The sequence below is a fragment of the Candidatus Accumulibacter meliphilus genome, assembly GCF_036625345.1.
In the GTDB taxonomy this organism is placed as follows: Bacteria; Pseudomonadota; Gammaproteobacteria; order Burkholderiales; family Rhodocyclaceae; genus Accumulibacter; species Accumulibacter meliphilus.
In genome coordinates this window covers 680,070-702,298 of record NZ_JAZKTZ010000001.1, presented here as the reverse complement: position 1 = coordinate 702,298, position 22,229 = coordinate 680,070, and the positions used below count along the sequence as shown (strand labels likewise).

The following is a 22,229-nucleotide window of genomic DNA, read 5'->3' as shown; positions in this document are numbered from 1 at the left end:
AAAGATGCATGGTACCCACGCGAGCTGCAGCGGCAAGCTCACTAAAAGGGGCGCGAAGCTAGCCAGCTGGCCAGTCCGGGCGGCCCACGACTATACCCCTAATGCTGCCGGCCTTCAACATGCTGCGCCGCACCACAGCCCTGACGCATGACCCAGCCGAATCAGGCTCATTTGCCGGTAACGCCCGCTTTTGCGGTCGAGGCGGTCAAATTGCGGTTGGCTAGCGGCAAAGGACGGGTGGTGGAGTCAGCCAGGAGGATGCCGAAAGAATTTTTTGGACGGCGGTACGATCGCCAGGCGAGCCTTTCCGAACGCGGCGTACGCCGCGCTCGAGAGGATGTTTCGGGTACGCCTGTGTGAGGTCACTCAAGTTGAAGCAGGAATGGAGCGGCGAGGAGCGCGCGGATTCGTGCTGGGTCGAGCCAGGGGGCGGCGCAGGAGCTTCGGATGAAGGCGATGGCACCGCGCACGCCGAGTTGCTGATAGAGATCGCGTAGCTGTCGGGTGAAGCGTGCCAGGGTATTGAACACATGCGCCAGGCGCATGAGGAGGTGATAGCCTTTCATGGCATTCCAGTCGAGGGCAAAGGCATGCTCGTAGTGGTAGCCCTGATGTTTTTCGACGAGGAAGCCCGCTTCGATGCCCCAGCGGTGGCGGGCCCCGAGGTTGCAGCGCTCATGGACATTGTCTTGGCTGAGCGGTTGGCTGGAGAGCCAGGCGTGGCGCGATGTTTCGGTGACGGTCCTGGCCTGTTCATCGATCTTCTCCCAGCTTTCCTCACAGACCACCAGGTTCAGCTTGAGACGCTGACGCCCGTTGGCCGCGAAGGCGTAGTCGATGCCGTTGACCCAGCTGAAGTGTTGTCGGCGTCTTCCCCAACCGCGCTGCACAACTTGTGGCTTCAGGGCGTGGAGCGCGCGGAACTCCTGCCAGACCGTGGACAAATCCTTGTCCTTGAGCACGATCATGAACTGCCAGTGGGCGCGCAAGCAGCGCCGCATCACCGGCCCGTTGGCGTAGAGGCCGTCGAGCAGGAGCAGGATCGGCAGGCGGGGGAACAGCGTCTTGAGCCGGTCGCTCAAGCGCACAAAGCCGCGCAGCTCGCAGTCCTGCTTTTGCGCTTCGGTATCGCCCAGCGCGTGTTCGAGGAACTCGCTGAGCAGTGGGATGACCAGGCCGTTGTGGAAGGCAAAGCTGGCCTCGAGGACGTAGACGAAGTACTGGGTGTGGCGGGTTTCCTCCTTGCCGACGGTGCGCTGCAGGAGTTCCTCCGCCCAGAGGGTGTCGCCGGCGACCTTCTGCGAGCCGTCTATGGCGATGGGGTAGCAGTGGTTGATCAGATAGCGGCGGAAGCTCTTGCCGCGGATCAGCCGCTTCACCAGATCGACGTGGGCCTGCTCAAGGTGGTCAAGGTCGATGTCGCGCAGCAGCCGAAACAGGGTGTCGGCGTGTGGCAGGGTATCGATCTCCGGGAACAGCAGGTGGAGGTTGGCCATGAACTGGGGACGGGATATTTCGCGGTTGGTCTCGCGCCGGGAGGAGAACTGAAAGACGAACATCAGCAAGCCGTAGAGCAGAAGCACGGTCAGCTTGTGCCGGCGCTTTTTGGGATCTCTCGGGTCGGGAATTTGTTCCAGTTGAGCGAGCAAGGCGGGCAGCTCTTTGCGCAGGAGGCGCATCTGTTTGCTCACGGCGTCCTCGCGGGCCTTTTGTTCCTCGTCGACGGTCGCGAAGGCCGAGCTTCTGTTGGGCAATGGAGCGGCTGAGTGGGGGACTTGTCCCGTTGCGCGCAGCTTCGCGTTCAGTACCTTCTCCTGCCGTTTCTTTTCCGAGCGCAGTTTCTTGATGGCAACGCGTGTCGGGCGACGGCAAGGTTTGCTCATGACCGCGGGCTCCCCGGCGCGGCGCACAGCGAGGCGCAAGCATCCGAGGTCAGCGCTTTGACCCACACCTGGCGGGGCGTGCTGTGATAGGACTGGCCAGGGCGGGCCAGCCCGCGCCCGCTGCTTGCCCCAAGCAACTGCCAACCGGCGGCACGGTAGCAGGTGCCGGCATAGTGACGCGGATCGACGAAGGTCTCCAGCAGCAGGGGCTCGAAGCCCCAGTGTTCGAGCCAGTCCGCGCGTGCGCGGCGCGCGAGTTGTCCGAGCACATGACTGGCCAGATGCGGCACCCGGACGTGCGGAAAGATCAGGAAGCGGCTGTTGTTCACCACCCGCGCCAGGTTCTCGCGGCGGGCCTGGGGCGTCCAGCCGATCCACTGATCACGCACGGCCACCGCGCGGGCAGCACCGGACAGCAGGACGCAGCCCAGCCGCCGGTCGCCCGCCTTGATGAAGTAGCGCAGCCGGTAACCGAAGGCCCCCTGGAAACCCAGCGGGTGCCAACGCGCCACCAGCGCATCCCACTGCGCCACCCGGGTCGCGTCGCGAACCACTGCCAGGGACACCGGCGCGAGCGCCGACAGGGCGCAGTGCACCGCCGGCTCGGCAACGGGGGTGGCGGATGCCGAGGGCGGCGCGCAACGGCGCGGCGGCGAGGGCCTCAACGCAGGTAGGACCAGCAATCCGGCCGCCTGCAAACGTTCCAGGAGCTCCAGGCAGGCGCTGATCTTCGCCGTCCCCGTCAGGGTGGTCCACCCCAGGTGCTCGCAGACCGTCGCCGCCAACTCCTTGCGTGCCAATCCCGGCAGCCACGCGACCGTCGCGCAGAGCTCGGCAATCTCCGTCGCGCTGAACACGCGACCACAGTGCACCCATTCCCCCGCACTCGTTGCAAGCATCGCAAAACCTCCGACTGAAGCGCAGATTGATTACGCTCCACCTATCCTGCCAGAAGTCCGCCCGGCTGTCTAGCCCTCTTGTGCGAAGGTTTTTTTTGCCTGCCCACCGCAACGCCTTGCCACTACTGGGCCGGCGTCGTCATGCTTCAGCGCTGGCCGCACCACAGCCCTGACGCATGACCCAGCCGAATCAGGCTCATTTGCCGGTAACGCCCGCTTTTGCGGTCGAGGCGGTCAAATTGCGGTTGGCTAGCGGCAAAGGACGGGTGGTGGAGTCAGCCAGGAGGATGCCGAAAGAATTTTTTGGACGGCGGTACGATCGCCAGGCGAGCCTTTCCGAACGCGGCGTACGCCGCGCTCGAGAGGATGTTTCGGGTACGCCTGTGTGAGGTCACTCAAGTTGAAGCAGGAATGGAGCGGCGAGGAGCGCGCGGATTCGTGCTGGGTCGAGCCAGGGGGCGGCGCAGGAGCTTCGAATGAAGGCGATGGCACCGCGCACGCCGAGTTGCTGATAGAGATCGCGTAGCTGTCGGGTGAAGCGTGCCAGGGTATTGAACACATGCGCCAGGCGCATGAGGAGGTGATAGCCTTTCATGGCATTCCAGTCGAGGGCAAAGGCATGCTCGTAGTGGTAGCCCTGATGTTTTTCGACGAGGAAGCCCGCTTCGATGCCCCAGCGGTGGCGGGCCCCGAGGTTGCAGCGCTCATGGACATTGTCTTGGCTGAGCGGTTGGCTGGAGAGCCAGGCGTGGCGCGATGTTTCGGTGACGGTCCTGGCCTGTTCATCGATCTTCTCCCAGCTTTCCTCACAGACCACCAGATTCAGCTTGAGACGCTGACGCCCGTTGGCAGCGAAGGCGTAGTCGATGTCGTTGACCCAGCTGAAGTGTTGTCGGCGTCTTCCCCAACCGCGCTGCACAACTTGTGGCTTCAGGGCGTGGAGCGCGCGGAACTCCTGCCAGACCGTGGACAAATCCTTGTCCTTGAGCACGATCATGAACTGCCAGTGGGCGCGCAAGCAGCGCCGCATCACCGGCCCGTTGGCGTAGAGGCCGTCGAGCAGGAGCAGGATCGGCAGGCGGGGGAACAGCGTCTTGAGCCGGTCGCTCAAGCGCACAAAGCCGCGCAGCTCGCAGTCCTGCTTTTGCGCTTCGGGTTCGCCCAGCGCGTGTTCGAGGAACTCGCTGAGCAGTGGGATGACCAGGCCGTTGTGGAAGGCAAAGCTGGCCTCGAGGACGTAGACGAAGTACTGGGTGTGACGGGTTTCGTCCTTGCCGACGGTACGTTGCAGGAGTTCCTCCGTCCAGAGGGTGTCGCCAGCGAGCTTCTGTGAGCCGTCGATGGCGATCGGATAGCAGTGGTCGATCAGATAGCGGCGAAAGTTCTTGCCGCGAATCAGCCGCCTCACCAGATCGACGTGGGCCTGTTCGAGCTGTTCAAGGTCAATGTCGCGCAACAGCCGAAACAGGGTGTCGGCGTGTGGCAGGGTATCGATCTCCGGGAACAGCAGGTGGAGGTTGGCCATGAACTGGGGACGGGATATTTCGCGGTTGGTCTCGCGCCGGGAGGAGAACTGAAAGACGAACATCAGCAAGCCGTAGAGCAGAAGCACGGTCAGCTTGTGCCGGCGCTTTTTGGGATCTCTCGGGTCGGGAATTTGTTCCAGTTGAGCGAGCAAGGCGGGCAGCTCTTTGCGCAGGAGGCGCATCTGTTTGCTCACGGCGTCCTCGCGGGCCTTTTGTTCCTCGTCGACGGTCGCGAAGGCCGAGCTTCTGTTGGGCAATGGAGCGGCTGAGTGGGGGACTTGTCCCGTTGCGCGCAGCTTCGCGTTCAGTACCTTCTCCTGCCGTTTCTTCTCTGAGCGCAGCTTCTTGATGGCCACGCGTGTCGGGCGACGGCAAGGTTTGCTCATGACCGCGGGCTCCCCGGCGCGGCACACAACGAGGCGCAAGCATCCGAGGTCAGCGCTTTGACCCACACCTGGCGGGGCGTGCTGTGATAGGACTGGCCAGGGCGGGCCAGCCCGCGCCCGCTGCTTGCCCCAAGCAACTGCCAACCGGCGGCACGGTAGCAGGTGCCGGCATAGTGACGCGGATCGACGAAGGTCTCCAGCAGCAGGGGCTCGAAGCCCCAGTGTTCGAGCCAGTCCGCGCGTGTGCGGCGCGCGAGTTGCCCGAGCACATGACTGGCCAGATGCGGCACCCGGACGTGCGGAAAGATCAGGAAGCGGCTGTTGTTCACCACCCGCGCCAGGTTCTCGCGGCGGGCCTGGGCCGTCCAGCCGATCCACTGATCGCGCACGGCCACCGCGCGGGCAGCACCGGACAGCAGGACGCAGCCCAGCCGCCGGTCGCCCGCCGTGATAAAGTAGCGCAGCCGGTAGCCGAAGGCCCCCTGGAAACCCAGCGGGTGCCAACGCGCCACCAGCGCATCCCACTGCGCCACCCGGGTCGCGTCGCGAACCACTTCCAGGGACACCGGCGCGAGCGCCGACAGGGCGCAGTGCACCGCCGGCTCGGCAACGGGGGCGACGGATGCCGAGGGCGGCGCGCAACGGCGCGGCGGCGAGGGCCTCAACGCAGGCAGTACCAGCAATCCGGCCGCCTGCAAACGCTCCAGGAAGTCCAGGCAGGCGCTGATCTTCGCCGTCCCCGTCAGGGTGGTCCAGCCCAGGTGCTCGCAGACCGTCGCCGCCAACTCCTTGCGTGCCAATCCCGGCAGCCACGCGACCGTCGCGCAGAGCTCGGCAATCTCCGTCGCGCTGAACACGCGACCACAGTGCACCCATTCCCCCGCACTCGTTGCAAGCATCGCAAAACCTCCGACTGAAGCGCAGATTGATTACGCTCCACCTATCCTGCCAGAAGTCCGCCCGGCTGTCTAGCCCTCTTGTGCGAAGGTTTTTTTTGCCTGCCCACCGCAACGCCTTGCCACTACTGGGCCGGCGTCGTCATGCTTCAGCGCTGGCCGCACCAAGAGAGGGCGCCACCTCGCGGCTCAGGCACCAGGAAGCGGCACCGAAGACAGCCACCTCGCCTGTAGACACTACGCAGCGCACAATTTGTTCTTTGAGCAATATTCGGGCCACCCCAATCGCCGGTCGCCGCGCACCCACCCACGCGGGTGCAGCCAGGGACTTTCTTGGTGACGCCCGGTGGCCGATAGAAACGGTACCCGGACAGCGTGTTCCGCGTGCTGAATTCCTTTTTGTGCTTGTGGTAAGCTGCGCACGCTAGGCGCTTGACGGGGGTGCCTGTGCCGGTCGGCATGGCCGAGGCCAGGGGGAGGTCGTTCTGCGCACCGCGGAACGGGGAATTCTTCGACCGTTTTCAAGATTGACACTGGCGATTCGCGTTCGTGGGGTAGGCGAGCACCGCTGCTTGCGGGCCGTTTTCTTTGAACACTGGCACTAACGAGACAAGAGATGGAGGGCTGAATGCCGCTAACAATCGGAGTTCCGAAAGAGATTGCAGCAGGGGAAAAACGCGTTGCAACAGTACCAGAGGTGGTCGAGAAACTGATCAAGCTGGGTTTCGCTGTTCAGGTCGAAGCCGGCGCAGGCGATGCCGCGACGGTTTCCGACGACGCTTATCGCGCCGCTGGCGCACAAATTGTCGAAGACACGGCCACCTTGTGGTCGTCGTCGGACATCATCTTCAAGGTGCGTGGCCCGTCGACCGAAGAGGTCGGCTTGCTGAGCGAGGGCACGACGCTGGTAAGCTTCATCTGGCCAGCGCAGAATCCCGAACTGCTGGAACAGCTCGCCGCTCGCAAGGTGACCGTTCTGGCCATGGACAGCGTGCCGCGCATTTCGCGGGCGCAGAAGCTGGACGCGTTGAGTTCGATGGCCAATATTGCTGGCTACCGGGCGGTGATCGAGGCCGCGCATGCCTTCGGTCGCTTCTTTACCGGCCAGATCACGGCTGCCGGCAAAGTGCCCCCGGCCAAGGTATTCGTGATCGGCGCCGGCGTTGCCGGTCTGGCCGCGATCGGCACGGCGTCGAGTCTGGGCGCCATCGTCCGCGCCAACGACACCCGCCCGGAAGTCGGCGATCAGGTGACGTCGATGGGTGGTGAGTTTATCCCCGTCGACTACGTCGAAGAAGGTTCCGGCGTGGGCGGCTACGCCAAGGTGATGAGCGAGGGCTTCCAGAAGGCGCAGCGCGACGTTTTCGCCAAGCAGGCGAAAGACGTCGACATCATCATCACTACGGCGCTGATCCCCGGCAAGCCGGCACCCAGGCTGATCACCGCCGAAATGGTGCAGTCGATGAAGCCCGGCAGCGTGATCGTGGACATGGCCGCCGAGCAGGGCGGCAACTGCGAGCTGACCGAGCCGGGAACGGTGACCGTCAAGCACGGCGTAACGATCATCGGCTACGCAGATCTACCGAGCCGGCTATCGAAACAATCAAGCACGCTGTACGCAACCAATCTCTTCCGCTTGAGTGAGGAGCTGTGCAAAAACAAGGACGGCTCGATCGACGTCAATATGGACGACGAAGTGCTTCGCGGCACGACCGTGGTCAAGGATGGTGCGATCACCTGGCCGCCACCGGCACCGAAACTGTCCGCCCCAGCACCCCAGCCAGCCGCTGCCAAACCCGTTGCCGCGGCCGCGAAATCCTCGGGTCACGGCAAACCCGGTGCACCCTCGTCGGCGAAGCGTGCGGGCGTGATGTTTGGCGTTGCGGCCCTATTTTTCCTGCTCATCGGCGCCGGTGCGCCGAAAGAGTTCCTCGCCCACTTCACGGTCTTCATACTGGCCTGTTTTGTCGGCTACATGGTGGTCTGGAATGTCAAGCCGGCACTGCATACGCCGCTGATGAGCGTCACCAATGCGATCAGCAGCATCATCGCCATTGGCGCCCTGGTGCAGATCGCACCACCCATGGATGGAGTCGCCCTCGACCGGCCCGACGGCTGGATTCGCCTGCTGGCGATCCTGGCCATCGTGCTGGCGACGATCAACATGTTTGGTGGCTTCGCTGTCACTCAGCGCATGCTGACAATGTTCCGCAAATAGGAGTCGATGAATATGTCTTACAGCTTGGCAACCGTCTCCTACATTGGAGCGACAATCCTCTTCATTCTCTGCCTCGGAGGACTCAGCAATCAGGAGACAGCCAGACGCGGCAATCTCTACGGCATGATCGGTATGGCCATCGCCGTGGTGGCAACGATTTTTGGCCCCTATGTGGCCGGCTTCGGCGGCATGGCGTGGATCATTTTTGCGATGCTCATTGGCGCCAGCATCGGCCTTTACGCCGCCCGCAAAGTGCAAATGACGCAGATGCCGGAACTGGTCGCGCTGATGCACAGCATGGTCGGCCTGGCAGCAATGCTGGTTGGTTTCGCGAACTACGTTGATCCGATCGCCGCTTCACACCTCAGCGGCGCCGCGAAGACCATCCACGAAATCGAGATTTACGTCGGCATCCTGATTGGTGCAGTGACCTTCTCGGGCTCGGTGATCGCCTTCGGCAAGCTGTCCGGCAAGATCTCCGGCAATCCGCTGCTACTCCCCGGGCGGCACTGGATGAATCTCGTCGGACTGCTGGTGGTCATCCTGTTCGGATGGAAGTTTGTGCAAGCCGACTCGATCGGCACCGGCATGGCCTACCTGATCGTGATGACCATCATCGCCCTGGCGTTCGGCGTGCACATGGTGATGGCCATTGGCGGCGCCGATATGCCGGTGGTGGTTTCGATGCTCAACAGCTACTCGGGTTGGGCGGCCGCGGCAACCGGCTTCATGCTCTCCAACGACCTTTTGATCGTTACCGGCGCACTGGTCGGATCGAGTGGCGCCATTCTCTCGTACATCATGTGCGCGGCGATGAATCGCCACTTCATCAGCGTCATCGCGGGCGGCTTTGGAACTACCGGAGGCACCCCTGTGGCGGCTGACGGAGCGCAGCCGGCAGGTGAGGTGACGCCGATCCTGGCGCTCGAGACTGCCGAACTTCTGCGCGACGCAAAGAACGTGATCATCATCCCGGGGTACGGGATGGCCGTCGCGCAGGCACAACACACGGTGTACGAAATCACCCGCTTTCTGCGTGAGAAGGGCGTCAATGTGCGTTTCGGCATTCACCCGGTCGCCGGCCGCATGCCGGGTCACATGAACGTGCTGCTCGCCGAAGCCAAGGTTCCTTACGATATCGTGCTTGAAATGGACGAACTCAACGAGGACTTTCCGAAGACCGACGTGGCGATGGTCATCGGCGCCAACGATATCGTCAACCCCGGCGCCCAGGACGACCCGAACAGCCCGATCGCCGGCATGCCGGTGCTTGAGGCGTGGAAGGCGGCAACGTCGATCGTGATGAAGCGCAGCATGGCCTCCGGCTACGCCGGGGTAGACAATCCACTCTTCTACAAGGAGAACAATCGCATGCTCTTCGGTGATGCGAAGAAAATGCTGGATGAAGTGTTGATTGCTCTGAAGGCTTAAAACGGGCCTGCGTTCTCGCCCGCTACGACCGCACAACGCCCGCCTTCGCGGGCGTTGTGCTTTCTCGTGGTGATCCTCGGGCGCAAGCTGCGAGCGCATTTTCGGATGTCGATCGACATCTGATAGAATCAGCGCCAACAGTCGAGAAACGCTTCAGCTAGCTAGCCTATTCCAGGGGGAAACATGGAGGTCAAAGAAGTTCTGCAGGTCAAAGATTCCGCGCTGTTCGCTGTCCATCCGGACTCGCCTCTCTCGGAGGCGGTGATCATGATGGCCGAAAATGACATCGGCTCGGTAATCGTCATGGAGGGAGGCAAGCTGGCAGGGATGCTGACCTTCCGCGAGGTGATGCTGATCCTCGCCAAGCGCCAGACCGAGCGCCGCGTTGGCCCAACGCCGCCGATCGCAGAGATCCTGGTTATCGAAGCGATGGAAGCCAATCCGCCCACCACGGCTCTGGAAATGGACGTCGACGAGTTACGTCGCATGATGGTCGATACGCACACCCGCTACGTACCGGTCATGGAAGGCGACACCATCATCGGCATCGTCTCGTTTCACGACGTTGCCAAGGCCGTGCTTGAAGAGCGCAACATGGAAAACAAGCTCCTCAAGGCCTACATCAAGGATTGGCCATCACCGTGATCGTTCGGGCGCGGTGAAGCACCTGCGGCGATTTCCGGAAAAGAAACAGGGCTAGGGATCTGTTCAGCGCTGCGCAGGGACGGGACAGCTCGCCGCGCTTCAGCTCTCGCCGACGGCGAACAAACGCCGGTGCTCCTTGATCGCATAGCGGTCGGTCATCCCGGCAATATAGTCGGCCACCCGACGCGCCTGATCGCCATCGCCTGGCAGTTGATACTGCGGCGGCAAGAGGCGCGGCTCACTGGTGAAGGCAGCAAAGAGGTCGCCGACGATCCGCTGCGCCTTGCTGGCCATTCGCAAAACCCGATAGTGCTGATAGAGCTGCGTGCGCAGAAAGCGCTTCATTTGCCGCTGCGCCTGAAAAGACTCCGCAGAGAATGCCACCAGGGCCGAACCGGACTTGGCTGCGGCGAGATCCCGGGGCTGAAATTGGCGGATGTTGGCGGCGGTTGTTTCGATCAGATCGCAAACCTGAGCGTTGATCATCTGCCGGATCGTCTCGTGGATCAAGCGCCGCCCACCGACGACCGGATGAAGTCGCCGAACATCGGCGACGTGGCTCGCAAACAGGCTCAGCTCTTCGAGCTGATCGAGCGTGATCAGCCCTGAACGCAAGCCGTCATCGACATCGTGGTTGTTGTAGGCGATTTCATCGGCCAGATTGCAGATCTGGGCTTCCAGCGACGGTTGCGTGCGACTCAGGAAGCGCTCGCCGAGCTCACCCAACTGGCGAGCTTTTTCCGGCGAACAGTGTTTGACGATACCCTCGCGCGTCTCGAAACAGAGATTGAGCCCGGCAAAGGCCGCGTAGCGCTCCTCGAGCAGATCGACGATGCGCAGGCTTTGCAGATTGTGCTCGAAGCCGCCATGTTTGTGCATGCACTCGTTGAGCGCCTCCTGCCCGGCGTGACCAAAGGGCGTATGGCCAAGGTCGTGGGCCAGCGAAATGGCTTCGGCGAGATCCTCGTTGAGCTCTAGCGCACGCGCAATGGCACGCGCGATCTGGGCCACTTCAAGACTGTGCGTCAGGCGGGTACGGAAGAGATCGCCTTCGTGATTGACGAAGACCTGCGTCTTGTATTCGAGACGCCGAAAAGCCGTCGAATGCACGATCCGGTCGCGGTCGCGCTGGAACTCGCTGCGATACGACGGCTTCGTATCCGGGAAGCGACGGCCCCGCGAGTTAGCCGCCGTTACGGCGTAGGGGGCGAGATCAGGCATGCGCGGAGCGCGCCAGGATGGCTCCCCTGACCTCGCTCTCCGAGGCGACTTCACTGACCACTGCCTGACCAATGTCCTTCAGGAGCACGAAGCGCAGCTTGCCGTCGCGCACCTTCTTGTCGTGTTGCATCAGCTCCAGATAGCGCTCGACGGCCAGCGGCGGCCCGAACACCGGCAATCCCGCACGCTGAAACAAGCGCTCCACCCGCTCGATCTCGGACGCGCCGAGCCAGCCCAGCTGCGACGAGAGTTGCGTGGCGATGAGCGTGCCGGCGGCGACGGCTTCACCGTGCAGCCATTGGCCATAGCCCATACCGGTTTCGATGGCGTGCCCGAAGGTGTGGCCCAGGTTGAGCAAAGCCCGCTCGCCGCTCTCGTGCTCGTCCGCGACGACCACGTCGGCCTTGTTGCGGCACGAACGGGCAATGGCTTCCGCCAGCAACTCTGGGTCGCGGCACAGCAGTCCTTCGAGGTGGACTTCAAGCCATTCGAAAAACGGCAGGTCCCTGATCAGACCGTATTTGATCACTTCGGCCAGGCCCGCGCGCAGCTCACGATCGGGCAGCGTATGCAAGGTATCGGTATCGGCGAGCACCAGTTTCGGCTGATGGAAGGCACCGATCATGTTCTTGCCGAGCGGATGGTTGATTGCTGTCTTGCCGCCCACCGACGAATCAACCTGCGCCAGCAAAGTCGTCGGGACCTGGATGAAGGGCATGCCACGCTGAAAACACGCCGCCGCAAACCCGGTCATGTCGCCAACGACTCCCCCGCCAAGAGCCAGCAGGGTCGTTGCCCGCTCACAGCCAGCCTGCAGCAGAACGTCAAAAATGGTGGTCAGCGTTTGCCAGTTCTTGAACGCTTCGCCGTCGGGCAGGATGATCTCGACGATTTCGATTCCAGCACGCCGCAGCGACCCTGACAGGCGCTCGAGATACAGGGGCGCGACGATGGTATTGCTCACGATCGCCACCTTCGGCTGGCGCAGAAACGGTAGCAGCAGGTCGCTCGTGTCGAGTAGCGCCCGTCCAACATGAATCGGATAGGCGCGCTCCGCGAGTGCAACGGTCAAGGTTTCCATGGCTTTTCCAGTTTCTTGAGCAACAGTTGCAACACCGACTGCGCGCTGATCCGAGAACCGCTGACCACCAGATCGGCAATACTTCGATACAGCGGGTCGCGCTGCTGGTGCAGCTCCTTGAGTTTCCGCAGCGGGTCGCTGACCCTCAACAAGGGCCGATTCTTGTCGTGGCGCGTGCGCTCACAGAGGGTTTGTAGAGGCACATTGAGGTAGATGACCAGGCCGCTGCCCTGCAAACTTGCCCGATTCTCGGCGCGCAGAACCGCCCCGCCGCCGGTGGCCACCACGCGCCCGTGCAAAGACGAGAGGTCCTCGATGACCTGGGCTTCGCGTTTGCGAAAGCCCTCCTCGCCTTCGATCTCGAAGATCGTCGGCAGGCTGACGCCGGTACGCGCCTCGATTTCGTGGTCGGAGTCGACAAACTGATAAGCCAGGCGCTTGGCCAAAACCTTGGCGATCGTCGTTTTTCCGGCGCCCATCAGGCCGACCAGATAGACGTTCCTTTTCTCGTCCTCGATGTTCACGAGTCCATTTTATCGCAAGCCATAGAAGACAAACGCAGAGCGTGAAAAAAGCCGGCTCAGCGCCGGCTTTTCTGGCTTGCCAAGCCCGGGTCAACGTACCGACAGATTATCGGCAACGATTCTCGGAGTTATGAAGACCAGCAATTCGGTCTTGTCGTCGATGATCTCGCGGTTCTTGAACAGGAAGCCGATGTACGGAAGGTCACCGAAAAACGGGATGCGAGTGGTATTGTTTCGGGTTTCCTGCGTGTAGATGCCACCGATGACCACCGTACCGCCGTTCTCGACCAGCACCTGTGTCTTGACGTGCTTGGTATCGATGGCCACACCAGCGCCGGTCGACAAGCGGGTGTTCGGGGTGTCCTTGTTGACGTCCAGTTCCATGGAAATCTTGCCATCCGGTGTAATCTGGGGCGTTACTTTCAGCGCCAGGTTGGCTTTCCGGAAGGAGACGCTGGTCGCCCCTGAACTGGTCGCCTGCTGATAAGGAATTTCGACACCCTGCTCGATGATCGCCTCGACCTGGTTGGCGGTCATCACGCGTGGGCTGGAGATGACCTTGCCACGGCCATCTGCTTCGAGCGCCGAGATCTCGGCGGTCAGAAACTGCGTCAGGGCGTTGTTGAAGAGCAGGAAATTCAGTGTACCGGCGGCACCGGTTCGTGGTGTCGCCGGCAGGTTGACCTGCGTGCCGCCCATGTCGAGATTGCCGCTGACCGCCGTACTGTCACCACCGATCCTGACCGCACCGTCGGGGAAGGTTTGCCGCCAGCCCAGGCGTACGCCAAGGTTCTTTGCAAAGCTGTCACCAGCTTCGACGATACGTGCTTCGATCATCACCTGCCGGGCAGCGACGTCGACCTTGGCGATCATGGCCCGCACCTCGTCGAGGCGGCTGGGCGTATCCTTGACAAAGAGGATGTTTGAGCGCTCCTCGACAACGGCGCTGCCACGCTTGGACAGCACCGTCTGCTTGGGGTCGATCAACAGTTTCTGAACCGCGTCGGCCTTGATGTAGTTCATCTGGAAACTCTCGGCCACCAGGGGCTCGAGATCGCCAATCTGTATTCTCGATTCGAAGTCGAGCTTTTCCTTGGTGGCGATTTCCTCGCGCGGCGCAATCAGAATGACGTTGCCGTTCTTGCGCATGGCAAGCCCCTTTTGCTGCATGATGATGTCCAGCGCCTGATCCCAGGGAACGTCCTTGAGAATCAGGGTGATCGAACCACCGACGGAATCGCTGACCACCATGTTCATGCCGGTGAACTCACCGATCACCTGCAGCAGGCGCCGCACATTGACGTTCTGGAAGTTGAGCGACAGCTTTTCGCCCTGATAGCCGCCGCGGCTCCCCTGTACCAACTTGTTCGGGTTCTCGATAATCGGTTTGACTTCAATGACGAACTGGGTGTCGCTCTGATAGGCGTTGTGCTCCCAGAGACCGTGCGGGGTGATCGTCATGCGCGCGTTCGGGCCTTTCTGAACAGTGCTCACCTTCAGTACCGGGGTGGCGAAGTCGGTCACATCGAGCTTCTTCTGCAGGGCGCCGGGAACGCTCACATTGGCGAAATCGACGACCAGATTCGCTCCTTGTTGGCGGATGTCGATGCCGGCGTTGGCATCGCTCAGATCGACCGTAATACGCCCCTCACCGTCCTTGCCGCGCCGGAAAACGATGTCGCGAACGGCGTTCCCGGTGACCGAGGGTATCGCTTTGGCGAAATGCTCGACGGCGGTTGCACCCTGAATGGTCGAGCTCGGCACCAGAGCCAGCAAAAGGTCGTTGCCTTCAATGCGTGCTTCATAGGTCATCGGCTTGTGCAGGTTGAGGACCAGGCGGGTTCGGTCCTCGGCCTGGACAATATTGGCGCTCTTCAGCTCACCTTCGTTATACGCCTGACTCGACCTGCCCAAGCCGTTGATCGTATTCGCAAAATCGAAGGCGATGCGGGCTGGCTTGGCAACGCTGAACGCTGGTGGCAATACCGTCAGGGGCTCCTTGAAAGTGAGCCTGACGTTGAGCACCGAGCCCTGCTGAATGACATTCATCGACTCGATCGAATTCGAGTGAGCGTCCTGCGCGTTGGCGGGCCCGCAGATGAATAGAACAGCTCCAACCAGGCCGAGCAGGGTTTGTTTGATGATCTGCTTCATTTACTTTGCTCCCTTTTCCTGCAACAGCAGGCTGCTCGTCCTCTCCACCCAGTCACCGGCGGAATCTTGAACAAGCTCTCGCAACGTTATCTCTGATTCGGAAACATCGATCACCACGCCGAAGTTCTGGCCCAGGTAGTTGCCGATCTTGACCTGGTACAAAGCGCTCTCGACCTGAATGATGGCATACGACAGCTTCGCCCTGGTCATCACGCCGACGTACTGCAGCGATTCCAGTGGGTAAAGTTCCAGAGGCTCCTTGGGTCGGTCGAGATCAGGCTTGAAACCACTCCCTCCCTTTCTTGCATCCAAACCCAGCTTGGCTGGCTTGAACGGGTCGATCAGGTCACCGACATCGTAGGCCACGGGCTCATAGGGTTCGACCACGGGCAGCGGCGGGATCTTGCCTTTGGCGTCCTGCGCCACCGTGCTCATCCACTCGCGAAGATCCTCATGATCACCGCTGGCACAGGCGACCAGAACGAGGCTGGCCAGCAGAACAAGAAGTTTGCTCATTTCTTGCCACCCTTCTTGGCCGCCTCGGCCGCCCTCTTCTTGGCCGCCAACTCTTCCGCATCGAGATAGCGGAAGGTCTTGGCAACCGCATCCAGCACCAGCCTTCCATCCTTGCTCTGCGGGTTGTCGACGATCGAGATGTTGTTCAAGGTGACAATTCTGGATAGCTTGCCGATATCGCCGGCAAAAGCACCAAAGTCATGGTAGGTCCCCGTCAGGCGCACATTGACGGGCAGTTCGGCATAGAAATCCTGCACCTGCTCGCTGCCGGGCTTGAAGAGATCGAACTGCAGGCCCCGGCCCATCCCCGCCTGGTTGACTTCGACCAACAGCGCTTCGACTTCGGATTTGTTGGGTAGCTGCTTCAAAAGGGTACCGAATGAACGGTCAATTTCATCCAGCTGCTGAATGTACAGGTCAAGGTTGACCGCTTGCTTCTTCTTGGCCACGTACTGATCCTTCAGCCGCAGCTCTTCCTGCTCCTTGCTCGCCAGCTCGTCCAACTGGTCAGCCCAGACAAACCACCACCCGGCTAGCGAGAGCAAAATGAACAAACCGAGCAGAACGGTCACACGCGGCGCAACCGGCCACGCTCCAGGATCCTTCGGATCGAGATTCTCAAAGTCTCTGAGCATCTCGCGGAAATCGATAGACGGAAGCTTGGACGTCTTCATTTCTGCCCCTCCTGGCCCGCGGCGGCCCTTTTCAGGGAGGCGCTCATGCTGAACTCGTTGAGACGACGCTTGTCGACGAGCACTGCCTTGATCTCTATCAGACGAGGTTTCTCAAGCCATGGCGACGCTTCGATGTTCCGCATCAGCGTTGAAACGCGGGCGCTGGATTGGGCGTAGCCAACCAGATGAATGCTCTGCCCGACCTGCTTCAGCGAGCGGATATACACCCCCTCCGGCATCTGCTTGGCGAGCTCACTCAGCAAGCGCACCGCTTCGGCGCGATCGCGCTGCAAGGATTCGATGATTCGCTTGCGCGCCATCAAGGCGTCACTTTGCGCCTTGAGCCGATTGATTTGATCGATTTGCTTGTTAAGGACGGCGATTTCCTTCTGCAGGAAGTCGTTCTTGGCATCCTGGGCGGCAATATAGCCGCCAATCACGGAGTAGACGAGAAAGACGATCAGCCCGGAAAGAACGGTGATCAAGCCGAGCAGAGCATAGAACTGCTGTCGCCGCGCTCGTCGCTTCTCTTCCCGGTGCGGCAGGAGATTGATGCGTATCATTCGTCGAACCTCCGCAGCGCAAGACCGCAGGCAACCATCAACGACGAGGCATCGGTCTGCAGGTTCTTGGTGCGCACGCGATCAGCAAGCAACATATTGGCAAAAGGATTGGCAATGACGGTGTTGATCTGCGTGCGCGAGGCGACGACTTCGTCGGCTCCGGCAATGACTGCGCAGCCGCCGGCCAGGACGATGTGGTTGATCTGATTGAACTGAGTCGAAGTAAAGAAAAACTGCAAGGCACGCGACAATTCCAGCGCCAAGGACTCAAGAAACGGCCGCAAGAGCTCGGCTTCGTACTCCGCCGGCAAATTGTGGCGGCGCTTTTCTGCTTCGGCCTCCTCGAAACTCATTCCGAAAAGGCGGGCAATATCCTGCGTCAGCTGATTGCCGCCAAACGCCTGCTCGCGAACGTAGAGCTGCTGACCATCGCGCAGAACGGTCAGGTTCATCACGTTGGCACCGACGTCGACCAGGGCGATGATCCGGCCCCGGCCACCCTCGGGAAGCTGTTTTTCGATCAGTTCGAACGCCGAAAGCACCGCATAAGACTCGACATCGAGGACTACCGGCTTCAGTCCTGCTGCTTCTGCAACAGCGACACGGTCCTCCACCTTTTCCTTACGAGACGCAGCGATAAGAACTTCGATCTCGTCAGGAGACGATGACACCGGTCCGAGCACCTGAAAATCCAGATTGACTTCGTCGAGAGCAAAGGGGATGTACTGGTTGGCCTCGGATTCCACCAGCACTTCCAACTCGTCTTCCCTCTGCCCGGCGGCAACGATGATCTTCTTGGTGATCACATGCGATGCCGGCAGGGCAATGGCAACCTGCCGCGTAGCGGTCGCCAGCTTCTTCCACGCGCGCCGGACCGACTCCGCCGCAGCTTCCAGGTTGACAATGTTGCCATCCGAGACGGCGTCCCTGGGCAAGATCTCAATCGCGTAGCGCTCGACGCGGTAAGCACTTTTCGCGTCGCTCGCCAGTTCCACCATCTTGACCGATGATGAACTGATATCAAGACCGATCAGGGAGCGCGCCTTGGGATTAAAGATCGAAAGATCAAGCTGCAAATCGCCACCCCCGGCCAAAAAACCCTTCAATTATTTGTAGTTAGCGTACTTATAGATATTCTACTTTAGATGCTAGCAACAAGCTCCCGACCTGTAAAGCAATTTATCCGGCAGGGCCTTGGATATCTTGCTTTGGGCTAAGAGTGTAGCGTAAACCACTAAAATCATTGATTTTGCGTAGCCTGTTCGTAGTCAGGGAATCGGCATGGCCAAGAACGGCAGCGACGCCGACCGGCTAGGCACGGGGCGCCATCCTCGGATCCGGCGGCAAGCCCCTCGATGCGAGACGGAGGACAGGAGCGGCAAGCGCCGCGCCGATCTTCGCGCCTTTTCATGGCCGCGCCAATATAATAGCGGGATCTGCCTTTCTTTCCCGACGCCGTGTTGCCTACTGCCCTCCGCTGGATCCTGTACCCCATCGTCGTTGTTGTCGGCCTTGCCGCGATAGCCCTTGCCATGGTGGCCGTGGTCCTTAGCCTGGCCTACCCGAACCTGCCGTCGCTCGAGATTCTTACGGACTACCGCCCCAAGGTACCTTTGCGGGTTTACACGGCGGACGGCTATCTGCTCGGCGAGTTCGGTGAGGAGCGTCGTGCCGTAGTCAGCATCGACGAGGTCCCGCCAATCATGAAGCAGGCCATCCTGGCAGCTGAGGACGAGCGCTTCTATCAGCACAGCGGCGTGGACACGCTGGGCATCCTGCGCGCAGTGCAAGCCAACCTGGTGGGCGGTGGCAAGCGCCAGGGGGCATCGACAATCACCCAGCAAGTGGCCAAGAACTTCTTTCTTTCCTCCGAGAAAACCTACACCCGCAAGCTCTACGAAGCGCTGCTGTCTTTCAAGATCGAGCACAACCTCAGCAAGGACCAGATCCTCGAGCTCTACATCAATCAGATATTTCTCGGCCAACGCGCCTACGGCTTCGCTGCCGCAGCGCAGATCTATTTCGGCAAACCGCTGGCCGAGCTTACGGTCGCCGAAGTGGCCATGCTTGCCGGCTTGCCGAAAGCGCCCTCCTCGGACAACCCGGTGGCCAGGCCGAAGCGCGCCCGCATTCGCCAGCAGTACGTTCTCAGGCGCATGCTGCAACTCGAGTTCATCACCGACGAGCAGTACGAGGAAGCTCTGGGGCAGGCCTTGGTGATCAAGCGCGACGTTAGCGAACGACCGATTCACGCCCAGTACGTCACCGAGATGGCCCGCCAGATCGCCGCCGAACGCTTTCCCGAGGATGTCTACACGCGCGGCCTGCGCGTCTACACAACGATTCTCAAGGCCGACCAGGAAGCGGCCTATGACAGCGTTCGCCGCGGCGTCCTGGACTACGACCGCCGCCACGGCTATCGGGGCGCCGAGGCTTACGTCGACATCAGCCACATTAAATCGGAACAGGACGAGGCCCTCGAAGAACTGTTGCAGGACTTCACTGACGCCGAAGACATGCGCCCGGCGATCGTTCTGGAAGCGAACAAAAAGGCCATTCGAGCCTACCGGCGGGGCGGCGAGATCGTCACTCTCAGCGGTGACGGGCTGAAGTTCGCAGCGAGCATGATCGACAACAAGGCGCCGGCCAACAAGCGCCTCAGCAGGGGCGCGATCATTCGCGTCCAGAGCGACGAAAAAGACAATTCGCGTATCGTTCAGATGCCCGAGGTGGAAGCTGCTTTCCTGGCCGCAGATCCGCGTGACGGCGCCATACGCGCTCTGATTGGTGGCTTTGATTTCAACCGCAGCAAATTCAATCACACCACCCAGGCCTGGCGGCAGCCGGGTTCGAGCTTCAAGCCCTTCATTTATTCGGCAGCCCTCGAACGAGGCTTCACGCCGGCGTCGGTGGTCAACGACGAACGGATCAGCTTCCCGGCAACGGTTACCGGCAGCCAGGCCTGGGAACCGAAAAACTACGACGGCAAGTACGAAGGGCCGATGCGTATCCGGCGAGCGCTGGCGCGCTCGAAAAACATGGTCTCGATCCGTCTCCTGCAGGCGAGCGGCGTGCGTTTTGTGCAGGACTACGTGACGCGCTTTGGCTTTGACGCCAGCAAGCACCCACCTTACCTGACCATGGCCCTGGGCGCCGGCTCGGCAACCCCCTGGCAGATGGTCGCCGGCTACGCGGTCTTCGCCAACGGCGGCTACCATATTCGGCCCTACATCGTCAGCCAGATCCTGGATGACAAGAATCAGCTGCTGGCGCAGGCAGCGCCAACGACGGCCGGCGACGAACGCCTGCGCGCCATCGACCCGCGCAATGCTTTCCTGATGGACAGCATGTTACGCGACGTGACCATCTACGGAACCGGCGCACGCGCTTCGGCGACGCTCAAGCGGCGCGATCTCGCCGGCAAGACGGGAACCACCAATGATCAGGTAGACGCCTGGTTCTGCGGCTACCAACAAACCGTCGTCGCCTGCTCCTGGATCGGCTTTGACCAACCGCAAAACCTTGGCCGGCGAGAAACGGGTGGCTCGGCAGCGCTGCCGATCTGGATTGGCTTCATGAGCAAGGCGCTGAAGGATGTCCCCGAGTCCTTTCTCCCAGCTCCCGATGGAATTGTCTCGGTGGCGATTCCCGATAATGGCCGAGGGCCAGGCCGGGAGCTGTTCTACAAGGAAAACGCACCGGCCGAAATAGCACCCATCTGGCCCCTCGACGATGGCAGCGAAGCCGAGGACTGAGTTCCTTTGACAGCCGCCAGCAAGACCGCCAAACCAGCCACTTCGTCGCTACGAATCTATTTTCGCCTGCTCGGCTATTTGCGGCCCTTTCTCGGCATGTTCGCGGTCAGCCTGCTGGGCTACATGATCTTCGCCTCGTCGCAACCGATGATGGCCGGAATTCTGAAGTACTTCGTCGATGAACTGAGTGAGCCCAGCAGCGCAAGCCGGCAAACGACGGCGCTGACCGCTGATCTGGACCTGATCTACGGCATACCTCTGTTGCTGGTCCTCGTCGTCACCTGGCAGGGAATCGGCTCCTTTCTCGGCAACTATTATCTGGCGAGAGTTTCACTGGGTCTGATCCACGACCTCAGGCGCGCTCTTTTCGACAGCCTGCTACGTCTGCCGAATGGCTATTTCGACCAGCAAAACACCGGCCATCTGATCTCGCGAATCACCTACAACGTGACCATGGTCACCGGTGCCGCGACCGACGCCATCAAGGTCGTCATTCGTGAGGGGATGACGGTCATCTTCCTGTTCGCTTACCTGCTGTGGATGAACTGGCGACTGACCCTGGTAATGCTCGCCATTCTGCCCATCATCGGCGTCATGGTCACCCGTGCCAGCCGGAAGTTCCGCCGCCAGAGCCTCAAGATACAAGCGAGCATGGGCGATCTGACGCACGTCGCCTCGGAAACCATCCAGGGCTACCGCGTGGTCCGCAGTTTCGGTGGCGAGAACTACGAATCGACCCGCTTCCGAACAGCGAGCGAGGACAACACGGCCAAGCAGTTGCGCATGGTCAGAACGAGCGCAACCTACACCCCGGCGCTGCAGTTCGTCACCTTTTCCGCGATGGCGGTCCTCCTGGCTCTGGTCCTGGCGCTGCGCGGCGACGCCTCGGCAGGTGATCTGGTCGCCTATCTCACCGCCGCAGGGATGTTGCCCAAGCCGATTCGCCAGCTGTCCGAAGTGAGCTCGACGATTCAGAAAGGGCTGGCCGGTGCCGAAAGCATTTTTTCCCAGATCGACGAAGAGCCGGAACCCGATCAGGGACGTATCGAAAAGAAGAGAGTCAGTGGTCGGCTGGAGGTGAAAGACCTGTCCTTCGTCTATCCGGGCAGCAACACGCGCGTTCTCGACCAGATCAGCTTCGCGGCGGAACCGGGCCAGATGATCGCCCTCGTCGGGCGCTCGGGCAGCGGCAAGTCAACACTGGCCAATCTCATCCCCCGCTTCTACCATCACGACTCTGGCCAGATTCTGATTGACGGGGTGGATGTCGAGGATTTCACCCTGCGCAACCTGCGCCAGCATCTCGCGCTGGTCACCCAGCAGGTAGTGCTGTTCAACGACAGCATCGCGAGCAACATCGCCTACGGCGACCTTTCCGACGCCCCGCGCGAGGCCATCGAAAAGGCCGCCGAAGCCGCCTTTGCTCGCGAGTTCATCGACCGTCTGCCGGACGGCTTCGAAACCCTGGTCGGAGAAAACGGCGTCATGCTCTCGGGTGGGCAGCGGCAGCGACTGGCGATTGCCCGGGCGCTGCTCAAGGATGCACCGATCCTGATTCTTGACGAGGCGACCTCAGCGCTCGACACCGAGTCGGAACGTCATATTCAGAGCGCTCTCGACGAGGTGATGGCCGGCCGAACGACGCTGGTCATCGCGCACCGCCTGTCGACCATCGAAAAAGCCGACCTGATTCTGGTCATGGACCAGGGACGCATTGTCGAACGCGGCAGCCACGCCGAGTTGCTGGCCGACGATGGCCACTACGCGCGCCTCTACGCAATGCAGTTCAGCGAGCCCGCCGACAGCACACCCGGCGCAGCCTGATCGGCAGCCGCCAGCGCGCCCGAGCGGATCGCT

At 61.3% G+C, this 22,229-nt stretch carries 17 protein-coding genes; 5 read left to right on the top strand and 12 right to left on the bottom strand.

All coding sequences use genetic code 11. From position 1 onward, the window contains the following. Positions 1-362: 362 nt before the first annotated feature. The 4 genes from V5B40_RS03075 to V5B40_RS03060 form a co-directional block, all read right to left on the bottom strand. The gene (locus tag V5B40_RS03075; RefSeq protein ID WP_332353148.1) at positions 363-1,883 is read right to left on the bottom strand and encodes a transposase family protein; all 1,521 of its coding nucleotides are present in this window, start codon (positions 1,881-1,883) and stop codon (positions 363-365) included. Next, complete coding sequence (locus V5B40_RS03070) at positions 1,880-2,782, bottom strand: DUF4338 domain-containing protein (RefSeq protein ID WP_332353147.1); 903 nt, start codon at positions 2,780-2,782, stop codon at positions 1,880-1,882. Before V5B40_RS03070 ends, V5B40_RS03075 begins: the two co-directional genes overlap by 4 nt. 391 nt (positions 2,783-3,173) lie before the next feature. Further along, the gene (locus tag V5B40_RS03065; protein ID WP_332352691.1) at positions 3,174-4,694 is read right to left on the bottom strand and encodes a transposase family protein; all 1,521 of its coding nucleotides are present in this window, start codon (positions 4,692-4,694) and stop codon (positions 3,174-3,176) included. Continuing rightward, positions 4,691-5,593 (bottom strand): DUF4338 domain-containing protein, encoded by a 903-nt coding sequence (locus V5B40_RS03060; protein ID WP_332352692.1) that lies wholly within the window; start codon positions 5,591-5,593, stop codon positions 4,691-4,693. Before V5B40_RS03060 ends, V5B40_RS03065 begins: the two co-directional genes overlap by 4 nt. 625 nt (positions 5,594-6,218) lie before the next feature. Between V5B40_RS03060 and V5B40_RS03055 the strand changes: the two genes are divergently transcribed. The 3 genes from V5B40_RS03055 (at position 6,219) to V5B40_RS03045 (ending at position 9,884) form a co-directional block, all read left to right on the top strand. Beyond that, on the top strand, positions 6,219-7,808 hold the full coding sequence (locus V5B40_RS03055; protein WP_332353146.1) for a Re/Si-specific NAD(P)(+) transhydrogenase subunit alpha: 1,590 nt from the start codon (positions 6,219-6,221) through the stop codon (positions 7,806-7,808). Between the two features lie 12 nt (positions 7,809-7,820). Next, complete coding sequence (gene pntB, locus V5B40_RS03050; RefSeq protein ID WP_332353145.1) at positions 7,821-9,239, top strand: Re/Si-specific NAD(P)(+) transhydrogenase subunit beta; 1,419 nt, start codon at positions 7,821-7,823, stop codon at positions 9,237-9,239. A 183-nt stretch (positions 9,240-9,422) separates the two neighbouring features. Next, positions 9,423-9,884: a CBS domain-containing protein gene (locus V5B40_RS03045; protein WP_169067866.1), complete on the top strand. Its 462-nt coding sequence runs from the start codon at positions 9,423-9,425 to the stop codon at positions 9,882-9,884. Between the two features lie 99 nt (positions 9,885-9,983). On the opposite strand, the gene V5B40_RS03040 is transcribed toward V5B40_RS03045, so the two are convergent. From V5B40_RS03040 to V5B40_RS03005, 8 genes are all read right to left on the bottom strand, one after another. Then, positions 9,984-11,105: a deoxyguanosinetriphosphate triphosphohydrolase gene (locus V5B40_RS03040; RefSeq protein ID WP_332353144.1), complete on the bottom strand. Its 1,122-nt coding sequence runs from the start codon at positions 11,103-11,105 to the stop codon at positions 9,984-9,986. Then, positions 11,098-12,186 (bottom strand): 3-dehydroquinate synthase, encoded by a 1,089-nt coding sequence (gene aroB, locus V5B40_RS03035; protein ID WP_332353143.1) that lies wholly within the window; start codon positions 12,184-12,186, stop codon positions 11,098-11,100. The genes V5B40_RS03040 and aroB overlap by 8 nt, the downstream gene beginning before the upstream one ends. Beyond that, positions 12,174-12,710, bottom strand: coding sequence for a shikimate kinase (locus tag V5B40_RS03030; protein WP_332353142.1), 537 nt, complete (start codon positions 12,708-12,710; stop codon positions 12,174-12,176). Before V5B40_RS03030 ends, aroB begins: the two co-directional genes overlap by 13 nt. A 90-nt stretch (positions 12,711-12,800) precedes the next feature. Then, entirely contained in the window at positions 12,801-14,864 is a 2,064-nt protein-coding gene (pilQ, locus tag V5B40_RS03025; RefSeq protein ID WP_332353141.1) for a type IV pilus secretin PilQ, read from the bottom strand. Continuing rightward, the gene (locus V5B40_RS03020) at positions 14,865-15,380 is read right to left on the bottom strand and encodes a pilus assembly protein PilP (RefSeq protein ID WP_332353140.1); all 516 of its coding nucleotides are present in this window, start codon (positions 15,378-15,380) and stop codon (positions 14,865-14,867) included. It lies immediately after the preceding gene. After that, the gene (locus V5B40_RS03015) at positions 15,377-16,054 is read right to left on the bottom strand and encodes a type 4a pilus biogenesis protein PilO (protein ID WP_332353139.1); all 678 of its coding nucleotides are present in this window, start codon (positions 16,052-16,054) and stop codon (positions 15,377-15,379) included. The genes V5B40_RS03020 and V5B40_RS03015 overlap by 4 nt, the downstream gene beginning before the upstream one ends. Beyond that, entirely contained in the window at positions 16,051-16,617 is a 567-nt protein-coding gene (locus V5B40_RS03010) for a PilN domain-containing protein (RefSeq protein WP_332353138.1), read from the bottom strand. The genes V5B40_RS03015 and V5B40_RS03010 overlap by 4 nt, the downstream gene beginning before the upstream one ends. Further along, complete coding sequence (locus V5B40_RS03005) at positions 16,614-17,693, bottom strand: pilus assembly protein PilM (protein WP_332353137.1); 1,080 nt, start codon at positions 17,691-17,693, stop codon at positions 16,614-16,616. Before V5B40_RS03005 ends, V5B40_RS03010 begins: the two co-directional genes overlap by 4 nt. A gap of 384 nt (positions 17,694-18,077) precedes the next feature. Here V5B40_RS03005 and V5B40_RS03000 point away from each other — a divergent pair, with 384 nt between their 5' ends. Together V5B40_RS03000 and msbA are read left to right on the top strand one after the other, a co-directional pair. Next, a complete protein-coding gene (locus V5B40_RS03000; RefSeq protein ID WP_332353136.1) occupies positions 18,078-20,372 on the top strand; it encodes a penicillin-binding protein 1A in 2,295 nt (764 codons plus the stop codon). A 6-nt stretch (positions 20,373-20,378) separates the two neighbouring features. Beyond that, on the top strand, positions 20,379-22,196 hold the full coding sequence (gene msbA, locus V5B40_RS02995) for a lipid A export permease/ATP-binding protein MsbA (RefSeq protein WP_332353135.1): 1,818 nt from the start codon (positions 20,379-20,381) through the stop codon (positions 22,194-22,196). Positions 22,197-22,229: the final 33 nt, after the last annotated feature.